This window comes from Wylensekiella montiformis (assembly GCF_009697385.1).
GTDB lineage: Bacteria > Bacillota > Negativicutes > Selenomonadales > Selenomonadaceae > Selenomonas_A > Selenomonas_A montiformis.
The window spans coordinates 33,293-57,959 of sequence record NZ_VUNL01000001.1 but is presented as its reverse complement, the minus strand read 5'-3'; the positions used below and the strand labels follow the sequence as shown (position 1 = coordinate 57,959).

Below are 24,667 nucleotides of genomic sequence, written 5' to 3'. Positions count from 1 at the left end.
TATGCTGGTTTATGCGACCCACAAGGGCGGGAAGTACCTGCCGCTGGAAGAAAGTCTGCGCATTCAGCCGGAAGGAAAAAGAAATCTCTATGTCAATGTGACCAATGAATGCAATTGCGCTTGTACCTTCTGTCTGCGCAATATGAAAAAAATGGCCGAAAATCATTCGCTGTGGCTGAAAAAAACGCCGTCATTGGAGGATTTTCGCGCCGCACTTGACGCAGTCCCATGGGAATACATCCGCGAAGTTGTTTTCTGCGGCTTTGGCGAGCCGACGATGCAGCTGGAGAAGTTGACCGCATTGCTTCGCTATGTTAAACAGCACCATCCGGATATGCCGACGCGCCTTAATACCAATGGCTTGGGTGAACTGGAATACGGACGTGAAATTGCGGCGGATTTTAAAGGCCTGCTCGATACGGTATCCATAAGCCTCAATGCGTCGAATGCTCAGCGGTACTATGAACTGACGCGGGCGAAGTATGGGCTGAAATCGTATGAAGCCATGCTGACTTTTGCGGAACACTGTAAGAAATACGTTCCGCATGTTGTGCTGACGATTGTCGACAAAGTCGAGGGTCCGGATGAGATTGCCAAATGCCGGAAGATCTGCGAAGAGCGCGGACTGACTTTACGCGTGCGGGAATACGAAGACAGCTGACCGTTAAATCAATTAATATAAAAGGGAACATAGAAAAAGGCATAGCAAAAGCCGGTTCACATCTTTCCGTGCGAACCGGCTTTAGTTGTTGATAACCATAGATATAAGTTGTCCCTCGTATTCATTTGTCTGCAGGATTCCCTCTCGAGCAGGAACCATGCTACGCTTAGATCACGTATGTAGACGTCCAGCTGAAACCTTGTTGTGATTACAGATCACGTTGGTGTACACACTTTTCCATGTCATCTTTGCCGTTATCGATAACGATAGAGTTTCTATAGTCTCGATTGGTTTTCCAGATGATTCGTAAAGATTTACCCGGGATAGCGTCTCTTCCCCTCGTCAACTGACGGTGTGCGCCTGACTTCCAATAGCCTTGAGTACGACTGGCGGTCGCCTGACCATCATTACGTCTCATTCCTGCCTCATGGATAATCGTTTTCTTCACCGATGCACTTGCTAGTCAGTCCGAAAAGGAGATCTGCGAAGCGATATCTTCAATAACCACTCACATCCTTTCGTCTAACGAGTCATGTAAGTTCTTGAAGAGAGCCTGTTTCGGCTGGATAAACACCTTTCCGGATTCCGCCCTCCAGGACTACTTTCCTGCCGGTTTGTTTATCTATCTCCTCTTTACACTTATATATTAGCACATTGTTCAGATAATTGCAATACTTTTGTGCGCAGTTATCTGAACAATGCAAAATATTTCCAAGTTAGGAGTAAAAGAAGAAAAGATATAGTATAATAGAAACGAATCCAAAGAAAAGGGAGCGCGAAGGCAATGAAGCATTTGGTAATCGTCCGGGGCGGCGGCGAACTGGCCAGTGGTGTAATTCATGCCCTGTATCGAGCAGGGTTCCATGTATTGGCATTGGAGCAGGCAAGTCCGACAGCGACGCGGAGAAGGGTAGCTTTTTCGGATGCGATGTATCGCGGGGAGACGACGGTAGAGCGCGTGACGTGCTATCGGGCGGAGAATCTGGCTGAGGCCCGGAAGCGGCTGAAGAAAGGGCAGCTGGTGATGCTGGAGGATCCCGAGGCGCACTGCGTCCGCGAGCTGAAGCCGCAGATTCTGGTGGATGCGATTGTCTGTCATAAAAATCTGGGGACGCAATGGAATATGGCAGAGTACACTATTGCTCTGGGGCCTGGATTTTGCGCGGGCCGCGATGTGGATGTCGTGGTGGAAACGATGCGCGGGCATAATTTGGGACGCCTGATCTACGAGGGCTTTTCGGCACGGGAGCAGGATGTATGGAACGCAACGGTCGGGATTGATCGCAATATCGAGCATCTGATTTTTGCGCCGGAGGCCGGCAGGCTCGATATGCTGCGCAGTATTTCCCTGATGGTGAAGCGGGGAGAGCCGATCGCGCATCTTCATACGCCGGACGGGCGCACTGTGGAGCTGAAGGCGACGATCAATGGGGTCCTGCGGGGGGCCCTTCATCGCGGGGCTCTGGTGGTACAGGGCGAAAAAATCGCCGATATTCATCCGACGATGGGACAGGAAGAATGCTTTACCATTTCCGACAAGGCCCGATGTGTTGCCGGATCCGTATTGGAAGCCATTCTCGTCTGGGAGAACCGGGCCGGCAAGAGGAGATTTTTTCATCGTGATTGATTTGCTGGAACCGTTTTGGAATCTGTTGTTTCCGCCGCATTGTCCGCTGTGTCATGCGTATGTCAGCAGGCGGGGGGAGTGGTGTGAGGTCTGCCTCCCGCTGGCTTGCATGCCGCACCGTATTCCGCTTTCTTCGTCCATGCGTGAAGCCGTCGATCCGGTCTGGGCTCTGGGACTGTATCGGGACCGTTTGCGTCCGCTGATTTATCGGCTCAAGTATCGGAAGCAGAAAGCCGTCCTGCCGTATCTGACAACGCTGCTGCGTCAGGCTATGCAGCATGAGGAGATCCGCCGCCTTGTCCGGACGGCGGAGGTAGCGGTTCCCGTGCCTCTTCATGCAGGTCGGGAACGGCTGCGCGGTTTTAATCAGTCGGAGCTGATCTTTGGCAGCTGGCTGCAGGAAAACGGACTGCCTGTGGAGCGCCTGCTGCTGCGCTGCCGGGCTACTGTGCCGATGTATCGTCTGACCGCGGCCCAGCGGCGTGTGAATTTGTCCGGAGCCTTTTCCGTAACGCCCGGGGCGGGCGTATACGGCAGGCGAATCCTGCTGCTCGATGATATCATGACAACCGGTGCCACCTTGTCGGCCTGCGCGGAAACACTGAAACGGGCCGGCGCAGCCGAAGTCAGTGCGATTGTACTGGCCAGCGATCATCATTAAGTCGGGAAGCGACCGCCAAAAGAGGTTTCGTTTTTTCGGATAGGGACATCCTGCTGCTTTGACTATGGATTGCTAAGCTTTGTTCCATGGTATTGTAACTTTGTATACAAATAGTGTATAATATAAAAATACTGACTGAAAACATGTAAACCATAGATGACCAAGGGGGCTTTAGGTTGTTGATGAATGGAGCACAGGCTGTGTTGGAAAGCCTGAAAAAGGAAGGCGTGGACGTCGTTTTTGGATATCCGGGCGGCGCCGTGCTTACGCTGTATGATGCGGTCTATAAGATGAAATTCCCGCATATTCTCACGCGGCATGAACAGGGGGCGGTTCATGCCGCTGATGGTTATGCGCGTGCTACGGGAAAGGTCGGTGTGGTCTTTTCGACTTCGGGACCGGGAGCAACCAATCTCATCACGGGAATCGCAACGGCCTGCACCGATTCTGTCCCGCTGGTATGTATTACCGGTCAGGTCGCCAATCCCTATATTGGAAAGGACTCGTTTCAGGAGGCAGATATTTTTGGCATTACCACGCCGATTACCAAGCATAATTATCTCGTAAAGGATGTCCGGGACCTGCCGCGCGTTTTAAAGGAAGCTTTTTTTATTGCCCGCACCGGCCGTCCGGGGCCGGTGGTCATTGATGTGGCCAAGGATGTCTTTGATACGAAATTTGATTATCAGTATCCGGAGGAAGTGCATCTGCGCGGATATTCCGGTCGGTATATTGGCCGGGAAGAGGAACTGGATAGTGTAGTGGAAGCTGTGACGCATGCGAAGCGTCCGCTGCTGTTTGTCGGCGGGGGTGTCATTGGATCGGAGACTTCTGATATCGTACGGGACCTCGTCCGCCATCTTGGGATTCCTGTCACCTGTACCTTGCTCGGCCTTGGCGCGGTGGCTGCCGATACGGAGGGATTCCTCGGCTTTGCAGGCATGCATGGTTCCTACGCAGCCAATATGGCCATTCAGGAAAGCGATCTTCTGCTCTGCATGGGTATGCGTTTCAGTGATCGTGTAACCGGTAAGGTTTCGGGGTTTGCACCAAAGGCAAAAATTGTTCATTTTGAGCTCGATGAGGCGGAGATCAATAAAAATGTTGCAGCAGATTACCGGGTCATCGGCGATCTGCGCTGGTCACTGCCTCTGTTCCGCGATAAGCTGGCTCAGGCCGGCGCCGACGGTGCGCGTTATCGCGACTGGCTGAACCACACGCTGACTATGAGCCGGGAGCACCCGTTCAGCTATAAGGAGGAGGCCGGCCAGATCAAGCCGGGGGCCTTGATACGCCGGATCAGTGAGTGTTCCGATCCGGATACGATTGCCGTGACGGATGTTGGCCAGCATCAAATGTGGGCGGCTCAGTTCTTCGATGTATATAAACCGCGTCATTTTCTGACTTCCGGCGGGCAGGGGACGATGGGATACGGCCTGCCGGCGGCGATGGGGGCAAAAATCGGCTGCCCGGAAAGCCGCGTGATTTTGTTTACCGGAGATGGCAGCATCATGATGAACTGTCAGGAATTTGCCACGATTGCCGATAATGACATTGATGTCAAGGTCGTTATTCTGCATAACTGTATTCTTGGCATGGTCGGGCAATGGCAGCGTCTGTTCTACAATCATCATTATTCCCAGTCGGAGCTCAAGGGGAAAACGGATTTTGTCCGGCTGGCAGAAGCCATGGGCGTCAAAGGCTATCGCCTGAGCAGTCCGGAGGAACTGGATGCCAGACTGCCGGCGATCCTCAATGAGCCTGGCCCGGCGCTGATTGATGTGCTGATTCCGGAAGAGGAAGATGTGCTGCCGATGGTTCCGGGAGGAAAAAGGCTGGATCAGATGGTGCTGGGAGGGAATCGCTGATGATGAAAAAATTTCTGCTTGCGGTGCTGGTTGACAACAAGCCGGGTGTTCTGACTCATGTGTCGGGGCTGATCAGCCGCCGTGCCTTCAATATTGAGAGCATTTCCGCCGGCTATACGGAAGAGCCGGATGTTACGCGCATCAACATCGTCGTTTCCGTGGAATCGTCCAATGAGCTGGATCAGGTCGTCAGCCAGCTGTCAAAGCTGATCGATGTTATTAAGATCGTCAATCTCAGCAAGGTGGAGTCTATCGAACGCGAGCTGGTCATGATCAAGGTGAAGGCTACGCGTGAGCATCGTGCGGATATCATCAATGTCGTGAATATTTTCCGGGCTAAGATCGTCGATGTGGGGCCGGAAGATGTCGTCGTCGAGCTGACCGGCTCACAGAGCAAGATCGATGGAATCATCGAGGTACTGTCCGAGTATGAGATTCTGGAAATTGCGCGGACCGGCGCAATAGCCTTGTCGCGCGGCCCTGTTCCGGTCAAGCAGATGTAAGGCTTCCGCTAAGAGGAGAATAGAAAAACACCATACGGCTTTACGGGATGCTTTCCTGCATGTTGCAGGAGGCATCCTTTTTGTTTTCCCTGCGCCTTTGAAACAAGAATAAAAAATACAATAAAAATAGCAAAATTATATTTGACAAAATTAAATTATCGTGTATAATAAAAAATGTAAAGAGAAGCACAGACAGAGAAAGGGGTCATGCGGATGGCAAAGGAGAGAATACATCAGGATGTCGTCATCATCGGCGCGGGGATGGCAGGACTCACCGCCGCGCTCTATGCGGGACGGATGAATCTCGCGACGCTCGTGCTCGAGAACGGCATCGTGGGCGGGCAGATTGCCAACGCCACCGGCATCGAGAATTATCCGGGCTTCAGGCAGGTCGCGGGCCGCGATCTGATCGCAACCCTGCAGGCGCAGGCCGAGTCGTTCGGTGCGGTCATCGATGAGTTCGATTCCATCGAGCGGGTAGTGCTCAAGGGTTCGCCTAAGATCGTCGAAACCACGGATCATATCTATGAGGCGGATGCCGTCATCATCGCCTCCGGCATGAATCGCCGCAAGCTTCCGCTGCCGGAGGAAAGGCGTTACGCAAACCGCGGCGTCCATTATTGCGAGCTTTGCGACGGGCAGAGCTATCAGGGAAAGGTCATTGCAGTCATGGGCGGCGGCAATGCGGCCGTTGATGCTGCCAACTTCCTGACGAAGTACGCGAGCAAGCTTTATCTGATTCATCGTTCCGCCTTCCGTGCGGACGAGGTGTCAGTAGAGCGTCTGCGGCAAAATCCAAAGGTGGAAATCCTGCTGGATACGGAGATCCGGGCGTTGCATGGCGAGGAGCATCTGAGCTCTATCGATGTTTTTGATAAGAATACGCAGACGGAGCAGGCGCTGTCCGTGGACGGCATCTTTGTCAACATCGGTGTCGTACCGAATACCGCATTGTTTGCGGATGAACTCGCTATGGAGGACGGGCGCATCCCGGCCGGTGAGGACTGCCGTACCGTGATACCCGGCGTGTTCGCTGCAGGGGATGTCCGCGTGAAGGAGATTCGCCAGCTGACTACGGCGGCGGCCGATGGAACGACCGCTGCGCTGCTGGCCGGGAAATACATTGAAAGCAAACGAGGAGGAAATGAAAAATGGTAAAGGTTTATTCGATCAACGAGTGCCCATGGTGCGATAAAGTCAAGAAATATCTCAAGAGCAAGCATGTCGATTTTGAGGAGCACAACATCGAGGAGAACGAGGCTGACCGCGATGCCTGCTACGAGCTCACCGGCGATACCATCGTCCCGATCACCACGGTCGATGACAAGAATTATGTCGTGAGCTTTGACAAGGCGAAGCTTGACGCGTTGCTGGGGCTGTAACCATTTGGGAGAACAGATTTAAAAGGTGTTATAGGGGGATCGGGCATAATTATTTACAACGCAGCCAAAGGAACGGAATTTGAAGGAAGGGCCAAAGGTCTGATGCAGGCTGAGGCTAATGGGACCATGATGTATTATGCACTGGCCCGCCTTGCGAAAGAGCAGGGCTGCGATGACATGGCCCCGATTTCCATCGAGGCGGCCAATCAGGAGGCAGAATGATGAGCATTTATGATTTTGTAGTTAAGACGAATAAGGGTGAGGAGAAGTCTCTTGCGGATTACAAGGGGAAAGTCCTTGTCATTGTAAACACGGCAAGCAAGTGCGGCTTTACGCCGCAGTTCAAGGAGCTGCAGGATCTTTATATGAAATATAAGGGGCAGGGGCTTGAGATTCTCGGTTTTCCCTGCAATCAGTTTGCGGAACAGGAGCCGGGCAGCAATGCCGAGGTGCAGGAATTCTGCCGCCTGAATTATGGCGTTACCTTCCAGATCTTTGCCAAGGGCGATGTGCGCGGCGAAAACGCTCAGCCGCTGTTCCAGTATCTCACCCGGCAGCAGGGATTCAAGGGATTTGATCCGGCGCATCCCAATGCGGCCTTGCTGCAGAAGGCCCTTGAGGAGCATTTCCCGGAATATCTCGAAGGCGATTCCATCAAGTGGAATTTCACGAAGTTCCTCGTCGATCGCGAGGGGAAGGTCGTGGCCCGCTTTGAGCCGACGACGGAGCCTTCCGCGCTGGCCGGAGAGATTGAGAAGCTGCTCTGAGACAGATACAAAGGTGCCCTTACGGCGTATGAGGAGAAACTCCTCTTCCTGTAGGGGCGTTTTTTTCTGCAGTTGCCAGAGAAGTATGCTAAAATGAAAGGTAATTTCAAGCGAAGGGACAGGATAAGGATGCAGGCTAAGGGACAGAATCGGGAGCATATCATCATTCGGACAAGTGTCATCGGTATCGTGGCGAATCTTTTGCTGGCGGGCTTCAAGGCTGCAGTCGGCCTGTCGGTTCATTCCATCGCGGTGCTGCTTGATGCAGTAAATAATCTTTCCGATGCGATGTCCTCGATTATCACGATTGTCGGGACACGGCTGGCGGCCAGACTGCCGGACAAGAAGCATCCGCTGGGGCATGGGCGCATCGAGTATCTAAGCGCGCTGGTGGTTGCGGGAATCGTTTTTTATGCGGGGATTACCTCGGCGGTGGAATCCGTTAAGAAAATCATAGAGCCGGAAGCGGCTGACTACAGTCTGACGTCATTGATTATTCTGGCTGCGGCGGTTCTGGTCAAATGGCTGCTGGGCCGCTACGTCCGACGGCAGGGGGAACGCGTCCAGTGCGGGGCCTTGACGGCTTCGGGAACGGACGCGCTGTTCGATGCGGTGATTTCTCTGTCGGTGCTGATTTCAGCTCTTCTTTTCCTTGCGACAGGGATTTCTCTGGAGGCCTATGTCGGTGTGGTTATCTCCGTCGTCATCATAAAGTCCGGCATTGGCATGATGATCGAAACGCTGCATGAGATTCTGGGACAGCGCATGGACGCGGCTTTTACGAATCGGGTCAAAGAGATTCTGGCCTCGCTGCCTGAGGTGCGCGGAGCGTACGATTTGATCATCTATAACTATGGCCCGAATAAAAATCTGGCTTCTGTGCATCTTGAGCTGCCGGATACGATGTCGGTCAGGGAGGTGGATGCGCTCACGCGGCTGGCGGAGGAAAAAGTTTATCGGGAAACGGGAGTCATTCTGGCCGGCGTGGGGGTCTACTCCTACAATACGCGCGATGATGCGGCGGCCCGACTGCGTGACGACATCCGGAAGCGTGTTTTGCAGCATGACTGGGTCGTGCAGATGCATGGCTTCTACGTTCAGGAGGAGGAAAAGAAAATCCGCTTTGATGTGGTGCTGAACTTCGTGATCCCCCCGCAGAAGGGTCTGGACATCCTCTATCGAGAGATGCGGGAGGCTTATCCCGGATACTGCTTCCAAATCGCGCCGGACATCGATGCTTCTGTGACGGCATAAGAGGAGCGAAAAAATAATCCCGGGGCCTTTATGCCTCGGGATCATGTATCGGAGCCGCCGAATGGATCGGCGGCTCTTTCTGGTTATGGAAAAAACGGATCGGACTGTATGGTTATTTCCGGATAATCAGCGCCATGAAAACAAGATTTTCCGTTGCGGAGAGGTTTTCAATGCCGTGTTTTTCGCCGTCCGGGCAGAATGTGGTCGTTCCAGCGCCGATGGTGATTTCCTTGCCGTTATCATTGTAACGTGCCGTTCCGTGCAGGATGTGATACGTTTCTGTATTGCCGTGATGTTCGTGCAGGCCGATCGAGCAAAGGGGCGGAATGATGACTTTTGCGTACATGTCGCATTTGCCGTCCAGCTCATCCGGGGTCAGCAGCTTGACGATGGTGATGGTACCCTTTCCGCCGGCCTTATTCGCTGCCTGTATGGGGTTCGGTTCAATTTGTGCCATAATGAGATGCTCCTTCTTTTCTTTTTCCAGTTTCTTTGTTACAATAACATTATACAACGTGTTGCGGATGAAATAAATGCGGAGATTCCTCGGACAGGCAGGAATTTGCGCTTTTTCTTTTTGTTTCAGGGAGGAGTTATGGTTTATTTTTTGAAGTTCGGCGCCAGCTGGATCCTGCCGCCGGGCATCTTTATTTTGGCGCTGGCCGGCCTGGCTGTTTATCTCTGGCGATGCCGGCGGGAGCGGAAAGCGGCTGGTATTCTGGCGGGGATTACGCTAAGTTTTTATTTCCTGTGCACGGGCTTTGTAGCGGATTATACGATGGGTTGGCTGGAATCCTCTTATGATCCCCCGGCAGAGCCGCAGGGCGATGTTATCATCATGCTGGGCGGCGGAGCGATGCCGGATGTTCCCGATGTAGATGGCATCGGCTCGCTCTGCGCCGATCCGGCGAATCGCCTTTTGACCGCGGTGCGCCTGCAGCGCATGCTTGACGTGCCGATTCTTCTTTCGGGCGGGCAGGTATATCAGGACTCCGGCCCGGAGGCGCAGATTGCTGCGCGTACGCTGCGCTCGCTTGGCGTTCCTGCGGAGAAGATTCTCGTGGAGAACCGGAGCATCAATACGACGCAGAATGCAAGATTTTCTACGCAGATGCTCCGGGAGTACGGGTTCAGCCATCCTTTGCTGGTCACGTCGGCGTTTCATATGAAGCGTTCCGTGCTGAATTTTGCCAAACAGGGGATGGAAGTCACGCCGTATCCGGCAGATTATCAGGTCAGCCGTCATCCGATTTTTCATTATACGAAGCTGCGCCCCCAGACTGAGGCGCTGCTGAATAATGTGACCGTATTGCAGGAGACGCTCCGGACATTTGTGACGAGGTATCTGGAATGACGAAAAATCTGACGGAAGGGGAGCCGGCCAGGCTCATTTTGTTCTTTACCCTGCCCCTGATTGCCGGAAATGTATTTCAGCAGCTGTACGCTTTTGTGGATACGCTGCTGGTTGGACGTTTTCTCGGCGTGGACGCATTGGCGGCTGTCGGCTGTACGGGAGCCCTGATGTTTCTGATGCTGGGCTTTGTCATCGGTTTTTCCACCGGGCTTTCCATTTATACGGGACAGCGTTTCGGCGCCCGTGATGAGGAGGGCGTAAGGCGTAGCGCGGCGGCCTGTGCGGTGCTGTCGCTGGCAGCTTCTGCGGTGCTGACACTGGCCGGGGTATTGCTTTGCCGGCAGCTGCTGATCTGGATGCAGACTCCGGAGGAAATCCTCGATGCTGCGTATTCGTTTATCCTGTTGATTTATGCGGGAATCGGCCTGTTTGTGTTTTACCAGACGCAGACGAACCTTATCCGGGCGCTGGGCGACAGCCGGACGCCGACCATCCTTTTGGCCTGCGGGCTGACGCTCAATATCGCCTTTGAGCCGGTGGCCATTCTGGTTCTGGACTGGGGGATACCGGGAGCCGCACTGGCTACGCTGGCCTCGCAGATATGCGGCAATCTGCTCTGTCTGGTCTTTATTTGGAAAAAGGTGCCGGCTTTGCATACGCGACGGAAGGATTGGCGGCCGGATGCCGGACTTTACTGGCAGCATCTTCGCATTGCTCTGCCGATGGGATTTCAGTCGAGCATTATTGCAATTGGTGCGGTCATTCTGCAGGTTGCACTCAATCATCTTGGCCCTCTGGCAGTTGCCGCCTATGCGGCGGCGCAGAAGATCGAGTCGCTGGCCTTGATGCCGATGATGTCCTTCGGCATTGCCATGGCGGCTTATACGGCACAAAACTATGGCGCCTGCCAGTATCAGCGGATCAGTGAGGGAGTCCGCAAATGCTGTGCGATGTCCGTTTCGTTTGCCGTCCTTGCAGGGGCAGGATTGATCGCTTTCGGTCCCTTCTTTATGCGTTTGTTTGTCGGCGACGAGGCTCAGGAGGTCATCCGTTACGGGCAGAAATATCTGATGGTCAACGGTTCCTGTTACTGGATCCTGTCGCTTTTGTTTATTTTCCGTTATACGCTGCAGGGGCTGGGACAAAGTGTGGTGCCGACGATTGCGGGGATTATGGAGCTTCTGATGCGCAGTGCAGCGGCTGTTTTCCTCTGTGACTGGCTGGGCTATCTTGGCGCATGTCTGGCCAATCCCATGGCTTGGATCGGCTCATGTGTGCCGCTGGCTATTGCCTTTTTCTGGACGCATCGGAGTTTCCAACAGAAAGATCCGGCGAAATAGGGGGAATCGTGCAGGATTTCCCCTTATTCTGTCGAAAAAGGGAAATAGTGAATATTTTGAGAATGAGCCGGATCTGCCTATGGGCAGGAGACAGTCTGGATATAAGGGGGATGTTTTTATGACCTATCAGGAAGAGTATAAGCGCTGGGCCGCCGCCGACCTGCAGGATTTCGATCTGAACCGGGAGCTTCGTGAGATTGCGGGGGATGACGAGGCGATCCGCGACCGCTTTGCCGTTGCGCTGACTTTTGGTACGGCGGGGCTGCGCGGCGTGCTGGGAGCGGGGACGAACCGCATGAATATCTGGGTGGTGCGTCAGGCTACGCAGGGGGTGGCGGACTGGGTCAAAACGCAGGCAGGAACGCAGACTGTGGCAATCAGCTATGACAGCCGTCTCAAGGGCTGGACCTTTGCGCGGGAAGCAGCCGGCGTGTTGGCCGCCAATGGAATCCATGTGCGGCTTTATGATGAGCTGATGCCCGTGCCGGCGCTGAGCTTTGCAACGCGTTATTATCACTGCAACGCCGGTATTATGATTACGGCATCGCACAATCCGGCACAATATAATGGGTATAAGGCCTATGGCCCGGATGGATGTCAGATGACGGACGATGCGGCCGCGGTCGTTTACGAGTCGATCCAAAAGACAGATGTGCTGACTGGCGCACGTCATATGGGCTTTGCCGAAGGCGTAGAAAAGGGATTGATCCAGTTTGTCGGCGAAGACTGCCGGGATGCGTTCTATCGGGCGGTTGAGTCGTGTCAGGTTCGTCCGGGACTGGCGAAATCGGCCGGACTGAAGCTGGTCTATTCGCCGCTTAACGGAACCGGACTGGTGCCGGTTACGCGCGTTCTGAAGGATATCGGCATTACGGATATTTCCATTGTGCCGGAACAGGAATATCCCAACGGATATTTCACGACATGCAGCTATCCCAATCCGGAGATTTTTGACGCCTTGGCCAGAGGACTGGAACTGGCGAAGGAAAAAGATGCGGATCTCATGCTGGCGACGGACCCGGATGCCGACCGCGTCGGCATTGCGATGAAATGCGCGGATGGTTCGTATGAGCTGGTATCCGGCAATGAAATGGGGGTTCTGCTGCTCGACTATATCTGTCAGGGACGTGCGGAGAAGGGGACGATGCCGGAAAAACCGGTTGCCGTCATGTCCATTGTTTCGACGCCGCTGGCGGATAAAGTCGCGGAGCACTATGGCGTGGAGCTTCGTCATGTGCTGACGGGATTCAAGTGGATCGGCGATCAGATTGCCCGGCTGGAGGCAGCCGGCGAGACGGAACGGTTCCTTTTCGGTTTTGAGGAAAGCTACGGGTATCTGGCCGGATCTTATGTCCGCGATAAAGATGCGGTCGTTGCTTCGATGCTTATCTGTGAAATGGCGGCGTATTATCGTTCGATCGGTTCTTCGCTCAAGGAACGTATGGAAGAGATTTATCGTCAATATGGGCGCTATTACAATAAAGTAGAGTCCTTTTCTTTCCCGGGGCTGTCCGGGATGGACCGAATGAAGGAAATCATGAGCGGCCTGCGCCAAAATCCACCGCAGCAGTTTGCCGGCAAAACGGTGAAGAAGGCCATAGATTATGCAGAGCCGGATAAGACGGGACTGCCCAAGGCCAATGTTTTAATCTATATGCTGGACGACGGGGCGTCGGTTGTCGTGCGTCCGTCAGGTACGGAGCCGAAGATCAAGACGTATTTTACGACGTTGGGGCAGGATCTGGACGAGGCGAAAAAAGAACAGGAAGTATTGGCGGCAGCGATCAAGCCGCTGCTGGCCTGAATCAGGGAACCATGAAACCGGGGCGCTTCCGGCTTCAGTTTCCCTGCGAATAAAACTTCACAGAAGAAATGATGCATGTTATAATAATCACGTGTGGAAGTATATGTGATCTAGTTATACATGCATCTTTTTTGTGTTGCAGTTTGCATAGCAAGGGATGTATGACAGGTGGAGGAGTGTTACACAAATGAGCTTGAAGTTGAAATCCGGCTTTACGTTTGATTACGACAATTTGTATGGCGAGGGGAAAGTAACGGATGCAGATCTGAAAGGGTATGAAGAAGATCTGAAAAAGGCGCATGAAGCGATGAAGGTCATGCGGGAGACTGGTTTTATCCGTGCGCATCTGTCGAAAGACGGCGAGCCGGAGAAGGTTCTGTTCAGCCAGCTTCCCTATGTCGAGGAAGGGCATCTCAACAGCCCGTCTTCGCTGAAGCATCTGCAGGAGCTTACCGATCACGTTCAAAACAATGTGGATGTTGTGGTTTCTCTGGGCATCGGCGGATCGTATCTCGGCGACAAGGTGCTCTTTGATGTGCACTGCGGCGAATTTTGGAACGCTCTGTCCCGCGAGGAACGCAACGGCTTTCCGAAGGTCCTGTTCAGCGGCAACAATATCGACCCGCGCCGGACGGGAGACATCATTCATTATCTCAAGAACGCTGCACAGATTGCCAGAACGCATGAAAAGAGAAATTTGAAGGTCCTGCTTCTGGTCATTTCCAAATCCGGCGGCACACTGGATACGATGTCCAACTTCATGGTCATTTACGATGCCCTGCAGAAGGCGGAGGGCATTGATGTAGAAGTGGTCGCCGTGACGGACCCGAACATGGAAAATCAGACCCTGCTCAAGAAGCTGGCCATTGAAAAAGGCTGGCCGCAGTATGCCGTACCGGATGGCGTCGGCGGACGCTTTTCCATCTTCTGCGAGGTCGGCCTGACTCTGGCTGCCTGCATCGGCTTCGATATCCAGTCCTTCCTTGATGGTGCGAAGGATATGGACAAGGCTTGCCAAAACGATGATATGTGGCAGAATCCTGCGATGCTCAACGCAGCGCTGAAGTTTGCGGCTTCGGAAAAACACGGGCGTGACATCGAAGTGATGATGCCGTACGGCGACTATCTCAAATCGGTTTCCGAATGGTATATCCAGCTTCTGGCGGAGTCCCTCGGCAAACAGTACAACAAAGAGGGCAAGGAAGTCTGCTATGGCCGCACCCCGCTGGTCGCCGTCGGCACGACGGATATGCATTCCCAGACCCAGCAGCATCAGGAGGGCAAGCTGAACAAGGTCGTTCAGTTTATCCGTTTGGAAAATTGGAAAGAGGATCTGGAGATCCCCAATGTATTCCCTGAGGCGAAAAAGCTGGCCGATATTTCCGGTGTAACGATGGGACAGGCTTTGGAAGTCGCACGGCAGTCCAATGCGGACGCGCTGGCCTCCAACAAGCGGTACAACGCCTGCTTTACCCTGCCGGAGCTTAACGCGTATCATCTCGGCGAGCTTCTGTATATGCTGGCCATGTCCGTTGCCTACGAAGGCGAGCTGGCTGATGTCGATGCCTTTAATCAGCCGGGCGTCGAGTCGTACAAACGCATCATGGGACCAAAACTGGCAGAGCGCAAAGCTATGAACCAGAAGGCATAACTTTATATTTCAACGTATGACTGCGGCAAAATGAGCGATCGTTTTGCCGCAGTTTTTTGTATATCAGGCAAAAAACGAATCAAACAATATAAAACGCTATACAATAGATTAAAAATAGGCTATAATAAAGAAAATGTCCACTACATAAGGACATAGAAGGGAGATGTACAAGGTGGAACAGGAACGACAGCGGCAAATGATGTTGATTCTGGCTGCCGTGGGAATGATGGCCGGCCTGGGATTCTATGCGGCGGGAAATGAGGAACCCACCGAAGAACCGGAACCGGTTGCTGCTGAACCAGCGGCTTCGCTGGGAGAAAAAAGGGTCAGCGGATTGGAGAAGGCCGATGGACAGGCACAGATTCGGAATCCCTTTTCGTCGTGGCATGAGACAGCTGGAGAAAAGGAGGGAAAGAAGGAATCCGCACCGGATACGGAACCTGCGGCTGCGGGGAAGAAAGGTGTACTGCCAGTTTTTGCTGCCGGTGCGGTTATGCGGCCAGCCGAACCTGCGGAAGCCGGTCTGGCTGCAGAGGAAAAACGCGCTCCGGAACTCAGCCTGAAGGGGATCGTTCGAGGTTCTGAGGGACGGCTGGCTTTGATTGCTTCCGGGGGGAGGCTGTATTCTCTAAGCCAAGGCGAGATGGTGATGGGCTGGCGGCTGGACTTCATCGGGGAGGACAGGGTTCGAATCAGCGGAGAAGGTGGAGAACGGCAGCTTGTTCTGCCGGAATTTTAAGAAACGAGGGGAAGAACATCATGCGATGGATACGCGGTGTACAGGCCGTACGGCTGGCAGGATTCGCAGTGCTGTGCCTTTTTGCGGCGACGGATTTTTCCATGGCGTCGCCGATGCAGCTGAAAACCGTAGAGGCGGATGTGCGTCCGGTTTTCTTGTCGGTGGCAAAGGCCGGAGGATTTAATTTGATTCTGGACGATGGTGTGACCGGTCGTGTCACGTTGAATCTTTCCGGAGAACCGGAACGGCTGCTGGAGCTGATTGCGGCATCACAGGGGCTCTGTGCGGTCAGGGACGGGGATGTTTACGTGGTGACCACAGCAAAAAAAGCAGCGGCGATGCGTCGGGTACATACTTATACAGTCCGTTATGCGGATCCGCATGAATTGGCATCTGCTGTAAATATGTCGCTGCAGTCGGAAGGAAAATCGGACTCTGCGGCGAATAATATAATCAGTGATAAAAAGAAGAGTAAGATGAAGGAATGGAATGACAGAGAAGAAAATCGTGCCGGCCGGGTACTCGTGGATGAGTCCGCTGGTGCATTGTTGTTCTATGGAACAGAGTCCGAAGCGCAATCGGCGGAGGCCGTTCTTCGCAAACTGGACATTCCGGCGCCGCAGGTTTCTTTGGAGGCCAGAGTGATCGCGCTGTCCAGAGAGGCGTCCAAACATCTCGGCATCGAGTGGCAGTGGTCGGAGCTTCCTCAGTATCCGGAACACCGCAGGACTTATCGGCATGAGGGGAAAAGCAATGAACGCCGGGAGGATGAGGTGTACCGTCGCTGGAACGGGGGAGATCAGGTTCCGGGCGTGATCCAGTTCGGCCATGGTCCGGACGGCGTACCGTTTGAAGCCTATTTCAGTGCAAGAATCAATGCCCTGATCAGTCAGGGAAAGGCGCGGGTACTGGCGCGCCCGAACATTACGACGGTTCAGGGACATGAAGCTGTCATTAATATTGGCGGAGATATACCCGTTCCGGTTCAGTCTGTGACCAATGCCACGACGACGACATCCATTACCTATCGGCAGGCGGGGATCATTCTCCGCTGTCTGCCGAGGGTGAATGCGGACGGACAGATCACGGCGGCAGTTCATACAGAAGTAAGTTCGCCGCTTTATGTTAATGATATTAAGGCTTATCGGTTTCAAAAGCGCAGCGCGGACACAACGGTGCGTCTCTGTGATGGAGGAACGATGGTGATTGGCGGATTGATCGGGAGCGAAGAGTCGCGCAATCTCAGCAAAGTGCCGTTTCTTGGGGATCTGCCGGTACTGGGCGGTTTTTTTCGCAGCTTGAAGCGAACCCATACGGAATCAGAGGTCATGATATTTCTGACCGCACATCAGCTGAGCGATTCGGGCGGGACCAAGGACACGAGTCCATGAGACAGTAAAGGAGAAATTGTTATGGCTATTAAGATTTTGATTGCAGATGACCACGCCCTGCTCCGCCAGGGCATTAAGAGAGTTCTGAACTTTGAGGATGATTTGGAAGTTATCGGTGAGGCAGAGGATGGTCAGGAAACACTGGCCCGTACGCTGATGCTGCAGCCGGATATTCTGCTGCTGGATCTTAATATGCCGGGACTGAGCGGGCTGGAAGTAGCGCGCCAGCTCAAGCAGGCGGACTGTCCGACGCGTATTATTGCGCTGACGATCCATGACAGCGATAATTACGTGCTGGAGCTGCTGAAAAATGGAGCGCTTGGCTATCTGTTGAAGGACGTGGAACCATCGGTGCTGATCAAGGCGATTCATGTCGTGAATGAGGGCAATGCGTTTGTCTATCCAAAGCTGGCTGAACGCCTTTTTGGTAGCCTTTCGCTTTCCGATGATGTGGAGAGCCGGGCAAGGGAAATGCTCAATGAGAGCCGGGGAGAGCGGCTGACTGCCCGGGAAATGGATGTTTTGGAGTGTATTGCCAAAGGCTTTTCCAATCAGGATATCGGCAAGGCACTGGGACTTAGTGAAAAGACGGTCAAAAATCATCTGACCAGCATTTTTCATAAGCTAAAGGTCAATGACCGGACTCAGGCTCTGGTCTATGTCCTGAAGAATAAGATCATATCGCTGGACTGACCGGCTGAGACAAACAGGTAAAAGAAGGTATCCTTTCGGATATCTTCTTTTTTTCCTTTTTTTGGAGTATAATGAAACAAGTAGTTTTTAAAAGATGAATCACATTCGTAGTTGAAGACATTCAGGGAAAGGGGCCTTATGCTGTATCCGATGAATCTCGACCTTTCCGGCCGGTGCTGTGCCGTGATCGGCGGCGGCCGGGTGGCGGAGCGAAAAATCACAGCGCTGCTTTCTGCGGGGGCGGAGGTCACGGTTATTGCTCCTGCGCTTACCGATTTTCTGTCAAAGCTCGCCGGAGACGGAAGCCTGAAATGGGTGGCGGAGCCGTTTCAGGCAGGGATGCTCGCGCCGCTTCATCCGCTGCTGGTGTTTTGTACGTCGGACTGCGGCGAAGTCAATCGCCGGGCGGCGGAAGAAGCCGCTGCTCTCGGTGCGTTGGTGAATGATGCTTCGTGTCCTGAACGGACGGATTTTCAGGTTCCGTCCCGTGTGCAGCGCGGCCGGCTGCTGATGACGGTTTCGACGGATGGCGCAAGCCCCGCTCTGTCGCGGCTGCTGCGCAGGGACCTGGAAAAGCAGTATCCGGAGTCTTTTGGCGCGTTTCTGGACCGGCTGGCCCGGATCCGTCAGGAGGTGCTGGCTATGCCGGGCGGTGCGGATGCGCATCAGCGCTTTTGGCGCAAGGTACTGAATGAGCAGATTTTGGAGTTAGTGAGAACCGGCCGGATTGATCAGGCGGAGGAAGAGATACGACATGGAATTATTGATGCTGGGATTGAATCATAAGACCGCACCGATAGAGGTGCGTGAACGCTTCGCGGTTTCCAAGCAGGCGGTTCGCAGCGGGCTGGCAAATCTCAATGAATATGAGGGATTGTCGGAAGCCGTGATTCTTTCTACCTGCAACCGCAGCGAGGTGTATGCGGTTGTTGAGGATATCGGGACGGATCTGCCGGAACTGAAACAGTTCCTGTTTGACTTGACGGGAAACGAAGAGAATATCGATGCATATTTGTATTCTTTTGACGGAGAGGAATGTATCCGTCATTTATTCAATGTCGCATCCAGTCTGGATTCGCTGGTGCTGGGCGAAGGACAGATTCTCTCTCAGGTAAAGGAAGCTTACGCGATGGGGCGGGAAGCCGGCACGACGAGTACGGTGCTCAATACGCTGTTCCATCGGGCGATTGCCACGGGGAAGCGGGTGCGGACGGAGACGCGCATTCAATATAATTCGGTTTCGGTAAGCTATGCGGCGGTTGAATTGGCGCGTGAGGAACTGGGCGGCCTGGAAGGGAAGAACGCCCTGATCTTCGGTGCCGGGAAGATGGCTGAATTGACGATACAGCATCTGCAGTCTCGCGGGATCAGCCGGATTTATGTGGCCAACCGCCATATCGAGCGGGCCAGACTGCTGGCCGACCGCTTTCACGGGGAAGCCATTCCGTTTGACGAGGCTATGAAGCGCGCTGTGGATGCCGATGTGATTGTGACGTCCACGGGGGCGCCGCATTACGTCATCAAACCATGGGAAACGAGGCAGCTTATGACCCGCCGGCGGGGACGCCGCCTTTTCCTTATCGATATTGCTGTTCCTCGCGATGTGGACCCGGATGTCGGCGAGATCCGGGGGGTGACGTTATATAATATCGACGCGCTGGAAGAGGTGGTCGATGAACACATTCAGGAGCGTCAGGAAGAGGCCGTGCGGGCTAGAGAGATCGTGGAGGAAGAAGTCGTATCCATTGAGGATAAGTTCCGGTATTTGTCCTTCCGGCCGCTTATGGCCCTTCTTTCCGACCGCTGTGAGCGCATCCGCCAGCGCGAGGTAAAGCGGGCGGCTTCAAAGCTGCCGGAACTCACCAAGGAGGAACGGCGTCAGGTGGAGCATATGAGCCGCATGATCGTGCGAAAGATTTTGCGTATGCCGATGATGAAACTCAATGCATCGGCCGGTACGCCGCAGGAACAGTTCTATATCGATGCCATGCGGGCATTGTTCAAGCTCGATACGATAGGAGAGACGGCAACCAGTGAAGAAAGACACAATCATTATCGGTACGCGGAGCAGTAAGCTGGCGCTCTGGCAGGCAGAATACGTCAAAGGGCGTTTGGAAGAGGAATATCCCGGACTTAAGGCGGAGCTGAAGCTCATGACGACAAAAGGGGATAAGATTCTCGATGCGCCGCTGGCAAAGATTGGCGGCAAGGGCCTCTTTACTAAAGAATTGGAAGCGGAAATGATAGATGGCGGCATTGATCTGGCGGTGCACAGTCTCAAGGATATGCCGACGGAAGTACCGGAGGGACTGGTCATTTCAGCGATTACCAGGCGGCTGGATCCCGGTGACGCCATGGTCAGCCTGCGTTACCGGACGTTTCGCGAACTTCCCCGCGGCGCTGTGGTCGGCACATCCAGTCTGCGCCGCCGGGCGCAGCTCCTTCATGTGCGGCCGGATCTTCAGATCCGGGATCTGCGGGGGAATGTGAATACGCGGCTCAGAAAATTGGAAGAAGAGTCGTTTGACGCCATTATTCTGGCGGTGGCGGGACTCAGACGGCTGGGGTTTGGCGACCGCATTACGCAGATTCTGCCGCAGAATATGATCCTCCCCGCTGTTGGTCAGGGAGCGCTGGCCATCGAAACGCGGGAAAGCGATGCAGAACTCCGTCGCAGGATTGCCTTTCTCAATGATGAGGAAACCGTGCATTGCGCTGCGGCGGAACGCGCTTTTCTGGCGCGTGTCGAGGGCGGCTGTCAGGTGCCTGTCGGTGTTTACGCGGCGCCGGATACGGCGGGCAGTCTTTGCGTTGAAGCGGTGATCGCTTCGGTTGACGGCATGCGCTTGTATCGCGACAGATTGAGCGGTCCGGCTGGCGAGGCAGAGCATTTGGGCCGGACGCTGGCGGATCGCTTGCTGGATATGGGAGGCCTGAGCATCCTGCAGGAAATCGGTCTGCTGCAAAACCGCTGAAATAGAACAGGAATTTACTTGCAAAGGGAGAGAGCTTTTATGGCAGGAATGGTGTATTTAGTCGGAGCAGGGCCGGGAGATTACCGGCTGGTCACGCTGAAAGCGGTGGAATGTCTTAAAAAAGCGGAAGTTGTCGTCTATGACCGGCTGGCTGATGATCGCATTCTGCGGTGGGCTCCGCAGGATGCGGAGTATATCTATGTCGGCAAGGCGTCCAGCCATCATACCATGAAGCAGGAAGATATCAGCCGCCTTTTGGTGGATAAAGCCCGCGCGGGGAAATGCGTAGTGCGACTTAAAGGCGGTGACCCGTTTGTATTTGGGCGCGGCGGCGAAGAGGCGCTGCTGCTGGAGGAAAACGGCCTTCCGTTTGAGATTGTGCCGGGAATCACCTCGGCGATCTCCGTTCCTGCCTATGCGGGCATCCCTGTGACGCACCGGGCGGTTGCCACATCCTTTGCCGTGGTCACAGGCCATGAAGATCCGACAAAAGGTGAGAGCAATATGCGCTGGGATAAGCTCGCGACAGGTGTCGATACGCTGGTGTTTCTTATGGGCGTGGCAAACCTTCCGCATATCACGCGGGAGCTTATCGCCAATGGCCGCCCCGCGGATACACCGGCCGCTGTGATCCGCTGGGGGACGAAGCCGGAACAGCGCGTGCTCATGACGACGGTCGGTACGGCGGCGGAAGACGTCGCGAAAGCCGGGCTTAAGCCGCCGGCGATCTTTATTGTCGGCGAGGTGGTAAAGCTGAGGGAGAAGCTGCAGTGGTTCGACCGGCTTTCTCAGCGGCCGCTGTATGGAAAGACGGTGCTGGTTACGAGAGCGCGCAGCCAGGCATCCAGACTTACGGCGCTTTTGGAAAATCTCGGCGCGAACGTCATCGAAAAGCCGGCTATTTCCATTGCCGCGCCGGCTGATCATTATCGTGCCGTCGATGAGGCCATTGCGCATATTGCGGATTACCAATGGCTGATCTTTACGAGTACAAATGGTGTAAAACGTTTCTTTGAGCGTCTGGGCCGGTCCGGGAAGGATGTCCGCGCCCTCGGTTATGCCAAAATCGCGGCTATCGGTCAGACGACGGCGGACAAGCTTTTCTCCTATGGCATTCGCGCCGATGTGGTACCCCGGGAGTTTCGGGCAGAGGGCATCATCGAGGCGCTTAAGGGGAAATTGCCGCCGCATGCGAGAATCCTTTTGCCGCGCGCTGCAGAGGCGCGAGAGATTCTGCCGGAGAAATTGCGCGGGCAGGGTGCGTTGGTTGACGTCGTGCCGGTTTATCAGACGGAGGCTGCGGAGGTTCCCGCTGAGGAAGCCGATGCGCTGCGGCAGGCGCTTTCAGCGGGGGAGATTGATTTCGTGACGTTTACGAGTTCGTCGACGGTGCGGAATCTCATGAAAATTCTTGGCGGTGCGGAATCGCTTAAGCATGTGCGGACAGCCTGCATCGGTCCCGTGACAGCGGCGACGGCCCGCGAGGCGGGCCTTGATCCGTCCATTGTGGCTGAGACGTACACGATCGACGGGCTGATCGAGGCCTTATTAAAGAGCCTTTAAAGATGCAGGCCGGCGGATATTTCGCCGTGGTGCCTGCTTTTCACGATTGATTTGACGGCAGATCGTTCTGCCTCAGATTTGGGAGATGTTTTATTATGTATAATCAGAAGCTGCGTCCGCGCCGTATGCGCATTTCACCTGCCATGCGCGCCATGGTACGGGAAACCAATCTTTCGGCCAAAGACTTTGTTTATCCTATTTTTGTCGTGCCGGGAGAAAATGTCCGGGAGGAGATTCCAAGTATGCCCGGATGCTTTCATCTGTCTGTGGATAATGCGGTGAAGCTGGCTCGGGAGATTCGGGAGCTGGGGATTCCCGCTGTAGAGGTCTTTGGCCTGCCGGAGTATAAAGATGAAGATGGTTCGAGTGCCTGGGATATGACGAGTCCGGTTCAGCGGACCATCAAGGCCATCAAGGCGGCCGTGCCGGAGCTCATGATCGTTGGCGACGTCTGTCTCTGCCAGTATACTACGCATGGTCATTGCGGCCATCTGGAAGGTCATTATGTCGACAATGACAGGACGCTCGGACTTCTGCAGAAGGTTGCCGTTTCTCAGGCTGAAGCAGGCGCGGATATCATCGCTCCGTCCGACATGATGGACGGCCGTGTAGCGGCGATCCGTGAGGCGCTGGACGATCACGGATTCATCAACGTGTCGATCATGAGCTATGCGGTCAAGTATGCTTCCGGGTATTATGGTCCGTTCCGCGACGCGGCAGACAGTGCGCCGGCCTTTGGCGACCGCCGTCAGTATCAGATGGATCCGGCCAATGCGCAGGAAGCGCTGAAGGAAGTGGATCTGGATATCGAGGAGGGCGCTGACATCATTATGGTCAAACCGGCTTTGGCCTATCTGGACGTTGTGCGTCAGGTACGGGACCATATTCATCATCCTGTTGCCGTATATAATGTCAGCGGCGAGTATGCCATGGTGAAGGCTGCGGCTGCCAACGGCTGGATCGATGAGAAGCGCATCGTACTGGAGACGCTGACGGGGATGAAGCGTGCCGGCGCCGACATCATTATTACCTATCATGCGATGGATGCGGCCAGATGGCTGAAAGAAGAGGAGGAAACATGCTGAATCTGAAAAAGTCCGCTGCGGCTTTTGCCGAGGCGAAAACGCTTATGCCGGGCGGCGTCAACAGTCCGGTGCGTTCCTACGCCAATGTCGGCTGCAATCCGCCGTTCATTGCGCGGGCACAGGGAGATAAGATCTATGATATCGACGGAAACGAATACATTGATTACGTCGGCTCATGGGGGCCGATGGTGGTCGGCCATGCGCATCCGAATGTCGTCAGGGCCCTTCAGGAAGCGGCGGCACGCGGTACAAGCTATGGAGCGCCGACCTGTGTGGAGAGTGATCTGGCCAAACTGGTCATGAAAGTCTATCCGTCTATTGAAGTCATCCGAATGGTCAATTCCGGTACGGAAGCTACGATGAGCGCTCTGCGTCTGGCGCGGGGCTATACGGGAAGGGAAAAGATCGTAAAATTTGTCGGCTGCTACCACGGGCACAGCGACAGCCTGCTTGTCCATGCCGGATCCGGTATGGCGACATTCGGTGTGCCGAGTTCGCCGGGCGTTACTAGGGGAACGGCGCAGGATACGATTAGCGTGCCGTACAATGACGTCGATGCGATTACCAAAATCATGGAAGAGATGGGCGATGAGATCGCAGCGGTTATCGTCGAGCCGGTGGCCGGAAATATGGGCTGCGTTCCGCCTCGTCAGGGTTATCTTCGCACGCTGCGCCGCCTGACCGAGCAGCATGGTACCCTGCTGATTTTCGACGAGGTTATGTGCGGGTTCCGCGCCTCACTCGGCGGAGCACAGGCGGCGTATGGCATTACGCCGGATCTGACCTGCCTGGGCAAGATCATCGGCGGCGGTCTGCCCGTAGCGGCTTATGGCGGCCGCCGGGATATCATGATGAAAGTATCGCCGGCTGGTCCGGTTTATCAGGCCGGCACCCTTTCGGGCAATCCGCTGGCTATGACAGCCGGATTGGAAACCTTGAAGATCATTACGGCGGAGCCGGAACCCGGCGAGGCCGATTACAGCCGTATGCTGACGCTCAAAACCAAAAAGCTTCTGCTGGGCTGGCAGGAAAAAGCCCGAAAGGCGGGAGTCGCTATTCAGGCGCATCAGGCCGGATCCATGTTTGGCATATTCTTCAATGAGCATGAGGTATGGGATTATGAGGATTCCTGTGCATCGGATCAGGAGGCATTCAAAGTATGGTTCCTGAGCATGCTTGAGCAGGGAATTTATCTGGCTCCTTCGCAGTTTGAGACGCTCTTTATGTCGGGGGCACACAGCGAGGAGGACATTGAGCGCACGATCGACGCGGCGGGAAATGCCTTTGAACAGGTAGCGAAAAGCCGTCGCTGAGTTTCGCCTTTTGCCTGCGGGAGGCGGCCTGTCCGC

The 24,667-nt window shown here is 54.5% G+C and carries 23 protein-coding genes; 22 read left to right on the top strand and 1 reads right to left on the bottom strand.

The annotated features are described in order from the left end of the window. Position 1: 1 nt before the first annotated feature. The 9 genes from FYJ78_RS00295 to FYJ78_RS00250 all read left to right on the top strand — a co-directional run bounded on the left by FYJ78_RS00295 (position 2) and on the right by FYJ78_RS00250 (position 8,723). A complete protein-coding gene (locus tag FYJ78_RS00295; protein WP_154619418.1) occupies positions 2-661 on the top strand; it encodes a TatD family nuclease-associated radical SAM protein in 660 nt (219 codons plus the stop codon). Between the two features lie 784 nt (positions 662-1,445). Then, on the top strand, positions 1,446-2,288 hold the full coding sequence (gene yqeB / locus FYJ78_RS00290) for a selenium-dependent molybdenum cofactor biosynthesis protein YqeB (RefSeq protein WP_154619417.1): 843 nt from the start codon (positions 1,446-1,448) through the stop codon (positions 2,286-2,288). Continuing rightward, positions 2,281-2,949: a ComF family protein gene (locus FYJ78_RS00285; RefSeq protein ID WP_328597592.1), complete on the top strand. Its 669-nt coding sequence runs from the start codon at positions 2,281-2,283 to the stop codon at positions 2,947-2,949. The genes yqeB and FYJ78_RS00285 overlap by 8 nt, the downstream gene beginning before the upstream one ends. Before the next feature lie 182 nt (positions 2,950-3,131). Continuing rightward, entirely contained in the window at positions 3,132-4,817 is a 1,686-nt protein-coding gene (ilvB, locus tag FYJ78_RS00280) for a biosynthetic-type acetolactate synthase large subunit (protein WP_154619625.1), read from the top strand. A 2-nt stretch (positions 4,818-4,819) separates the two neighbouring features. Next, positions 4,820-5,320 (top strand): acetolactate synthase small subunit, encoded by a 501-nt coding sequence (gene ilvN, locus FYJ78_RS00275; RefSeq protein WP_154619624.1) that lies wholly within the window; start codon positions 4,820-4,822, stop codon positions 5,318-5,320. 213 nt (positions 5,321-5,533) lie between these two features. Continuing rightward, a complete protein-coding gene (locus tag FYJ78_RS00270; RefSeq protein ID WP_154619416.1) occupies positions 5,534-6,478 on the top strand; it encodes an NAD(P)/FAD-dependent oxidoreductase in 945 nt (314 codons plus the stop codon). After that, positions 6,472-6,702, top strand: coding sequence for a glutaredoxin family protein (locus tag FYJ78_RS00265; protein WP_154619415.1), 231 nt, complete (start codon positions 6,472-6,474; stop codon positions 6,700-6,702). Before FYJ78_RS00270 ends, FYJ78_RS00265 begins: the two co-directional genes overlap by 7 nt. A 221-nt stretch (positions 6,703-6,923) precedes the next feature. Then, positions 6,924-7,469 carry a glutathione peroxidase gene (locus FYJ78_RS00255; protein ID WP_154619414.1) on the top strand — a complete coding sequence of 182 codons (546 nt, stop codon included), beginning with the start codon at positions 6,924-6,926 and terminating at the stop codon, positions 7,467-7,469. 129 nt (positions 7,470-7,598) lie between these two features. Beyond that, on the top strand, positions 7,599-8,723 hold the full coding sequence (locus FYJ78_RS00250) for a cation diffusion facilitator family transporter (RefSeq protein WP_154619623.1): 1,125 nt from the start codon (positions 7,599-7,601) through the stop codon (positions 8,721-8,723). A 112-nt stretch (positions 8,724-8,835) separates the two neighbouring features. Here the strand turns inward: FYJ78_RS00250 and FYJ78_RS00245 are convergent, their stop codons facing one another. Beyond that, on the bottom strand, positions 8,836-9,180 hold the full coding sequence (locus FYJ78_RS00245; RefSeq protein ID WP_154619413.1) for a cupin domain-containing protein: 345 nt from the start codon (positions 9,178-9,180) through the stop codon (positions 8,836-8,838). Between the two features lie 138 nt (positions 9,181-9,318). On the opposite strand from FYJ78_RS00245, the gene FYJ78_RS00240 reads away from it, so the two are divergent. The 13 genes from FYJ78_RS00240 (at position 9,319) to hemL (ending at position 24,631) form a co-directional block, all read left to right on the top strand. Further along, entirely contained in the window at positions 9,319-10,077 is a 759-nt protein-coding gene (locus FYJ78_RS00240; RefSeq protein ID WP_154619412.1) for a YdcF family protein, read from the top strand. After that, complete coding sequence (locus FYJ78_RS00235; RefSeq protein ID WP_154619411.1) at positions 10,074-11,417, top strand: MATE family efflux transporter; 1,344 nt, start codon at positions 10,074-10,076, stop codon at positions 11,415-11,417. Before FYJ78_RS00240 ends, FYJ78_RS00235 begins: the two co-directional genes overlap by 4 nt. A gap of 118 nt (positions 11,418-11,535) precedes the next feature. Next, on the top strand, positions 11,536-13,221 hold the full coding sequence (locus FYJ78_RS00230; RefSeq protein WP_154619410.1) for a phospho-sugar mutase: 1,686 nt from the start codon (positions 11,536-11,538) through the stop codon (positions 13,219-13,221). A gap of 187 nt (positions 13,222-13,408) precedes the next feature. Further along, a complete protein-coding gene (locus FYJ78_RS00225) occupies positions 13,409-14,872 on the top strand; it encodes a glucose-6-phosphate isomerase (RefSeq protein ID WP_154619409.1) in 1,464 nt (487 codons plus the stop codon). A 196-nt stretch (positions 14,873-15,068) separates the two neighbouring features. Continuing rightward, a complete protein-coding gene (locus FYJ78_RS00220) occupies positions 15,069-15,611 on the top strand; it encodes a hypothetical protein (protein WP_195847812.1) in 543 nt (180 codons plus the stop codon). A gap of 20 nt (positions 15,612-15,631) precedes the next feature. After that, positions 15,632-17,002 carry a secretin N-terminal domain-containing protein gene (locus FYJ78_RS00215; protein ID WP_154619407.1) on the top strand — a complete coding sequence of 457 codons (1,371 nt, stop codon included), beginning with the start codon at positions 15,632-15,634 and terminating at the stop codon, positions 17,000-17,002. Positions 17,003-17,023: 21 nt separating this feature from the next. Next, on the top strand, positions 17,024-17,695 hold the full coding sequence (locus FYJ78_RS00210; RefSeq protein ID WP_154619406.1) for a response regulator: 672 nt from the start codon (positions 17,024-17,026) through the stop codon (positions 17,693-17,695). A gap of 111 nt (positions 17,696-17,806) precedes the next feature. After that, on the top strand, positions 17,807-18,481 hold the full coding sequence (locus tag FYJ78_RS00205; protein WP_195847811.1) for a precorrin-2 dehydrogenase/sirohydrochlorin ferrochelatase family protein: 675 nt from the start codon (positions 17,807-17,809) through the stop codon (positions 18,479-18,481). Next, on the top strand, positions 18,450-19,769 hold the full coding sequence (gene hemA / locus FYJ78_RS00200) for a glutamyl-tRNA reductase (RefSeq protein WP_154619404.1): 1,320 nt from the start codon (positions 18,450-18,452) through the stop codon (positions 19,767-19,769). The genes FYJ78_RS00205 and hemA overlap by 32 nt, the downstream gene beginning before the upstream one ends. After that, positions 19,729-20,670, top strand: a complete 942-nt coding sequence (hemC, locus tag FYJ78_RS00195; protein WP_328597591.1) for a hydroxymethylbilane synthase — start codon at positions 19,729-19,731, stop codon at positions 20,668-20,670. The genes hemA and hemC overlap by 41 nt, the downstream gene beginning before the upstream one ends. A 39-nt stretch (positions 20,671-20,709) precedes the next feature. Then, on the top strand, positions 20,710-22,233 hold the full coding sequence (gene cobA / locus FYJ78_RS00190; RefSeq protein ID WP_154619403.1) for a uroporphyrinogen-III C-methyltransferase: 1,524 nt from the start codon (positions 20,710-20,712) through the stop codon (positions 22,231-22,233). A gap of 95 nt (positions 22,234-22,328) precedes the next feature. Further along, entirely contained in the window at positions 22,329-23,318 is a 990-nt protein-coding gene (hemB, locus tag FYJ78_RS00185) for a porphobilinogen synthase (RefSeq protein ID WP_154619402.1), read from the top strand. Continuing rightward, positions 23,312-24,631, top strand: coding sequence for a glutamate-1-semialdehyde 2,1-aminomutase (hemL, locus tag FYJ78_RS00180; RefSeq protein WP_154619401.1), 1,320 nt, complete (start codon positions 23,312-23,314; stop codon positions 24,629-24,631). The genes hemB and hemL overlap by 7 nt, the downstream gene beginning before the upstream one ends. Positions 24,632-24,667: the final 36 nt, after the last annotated feature.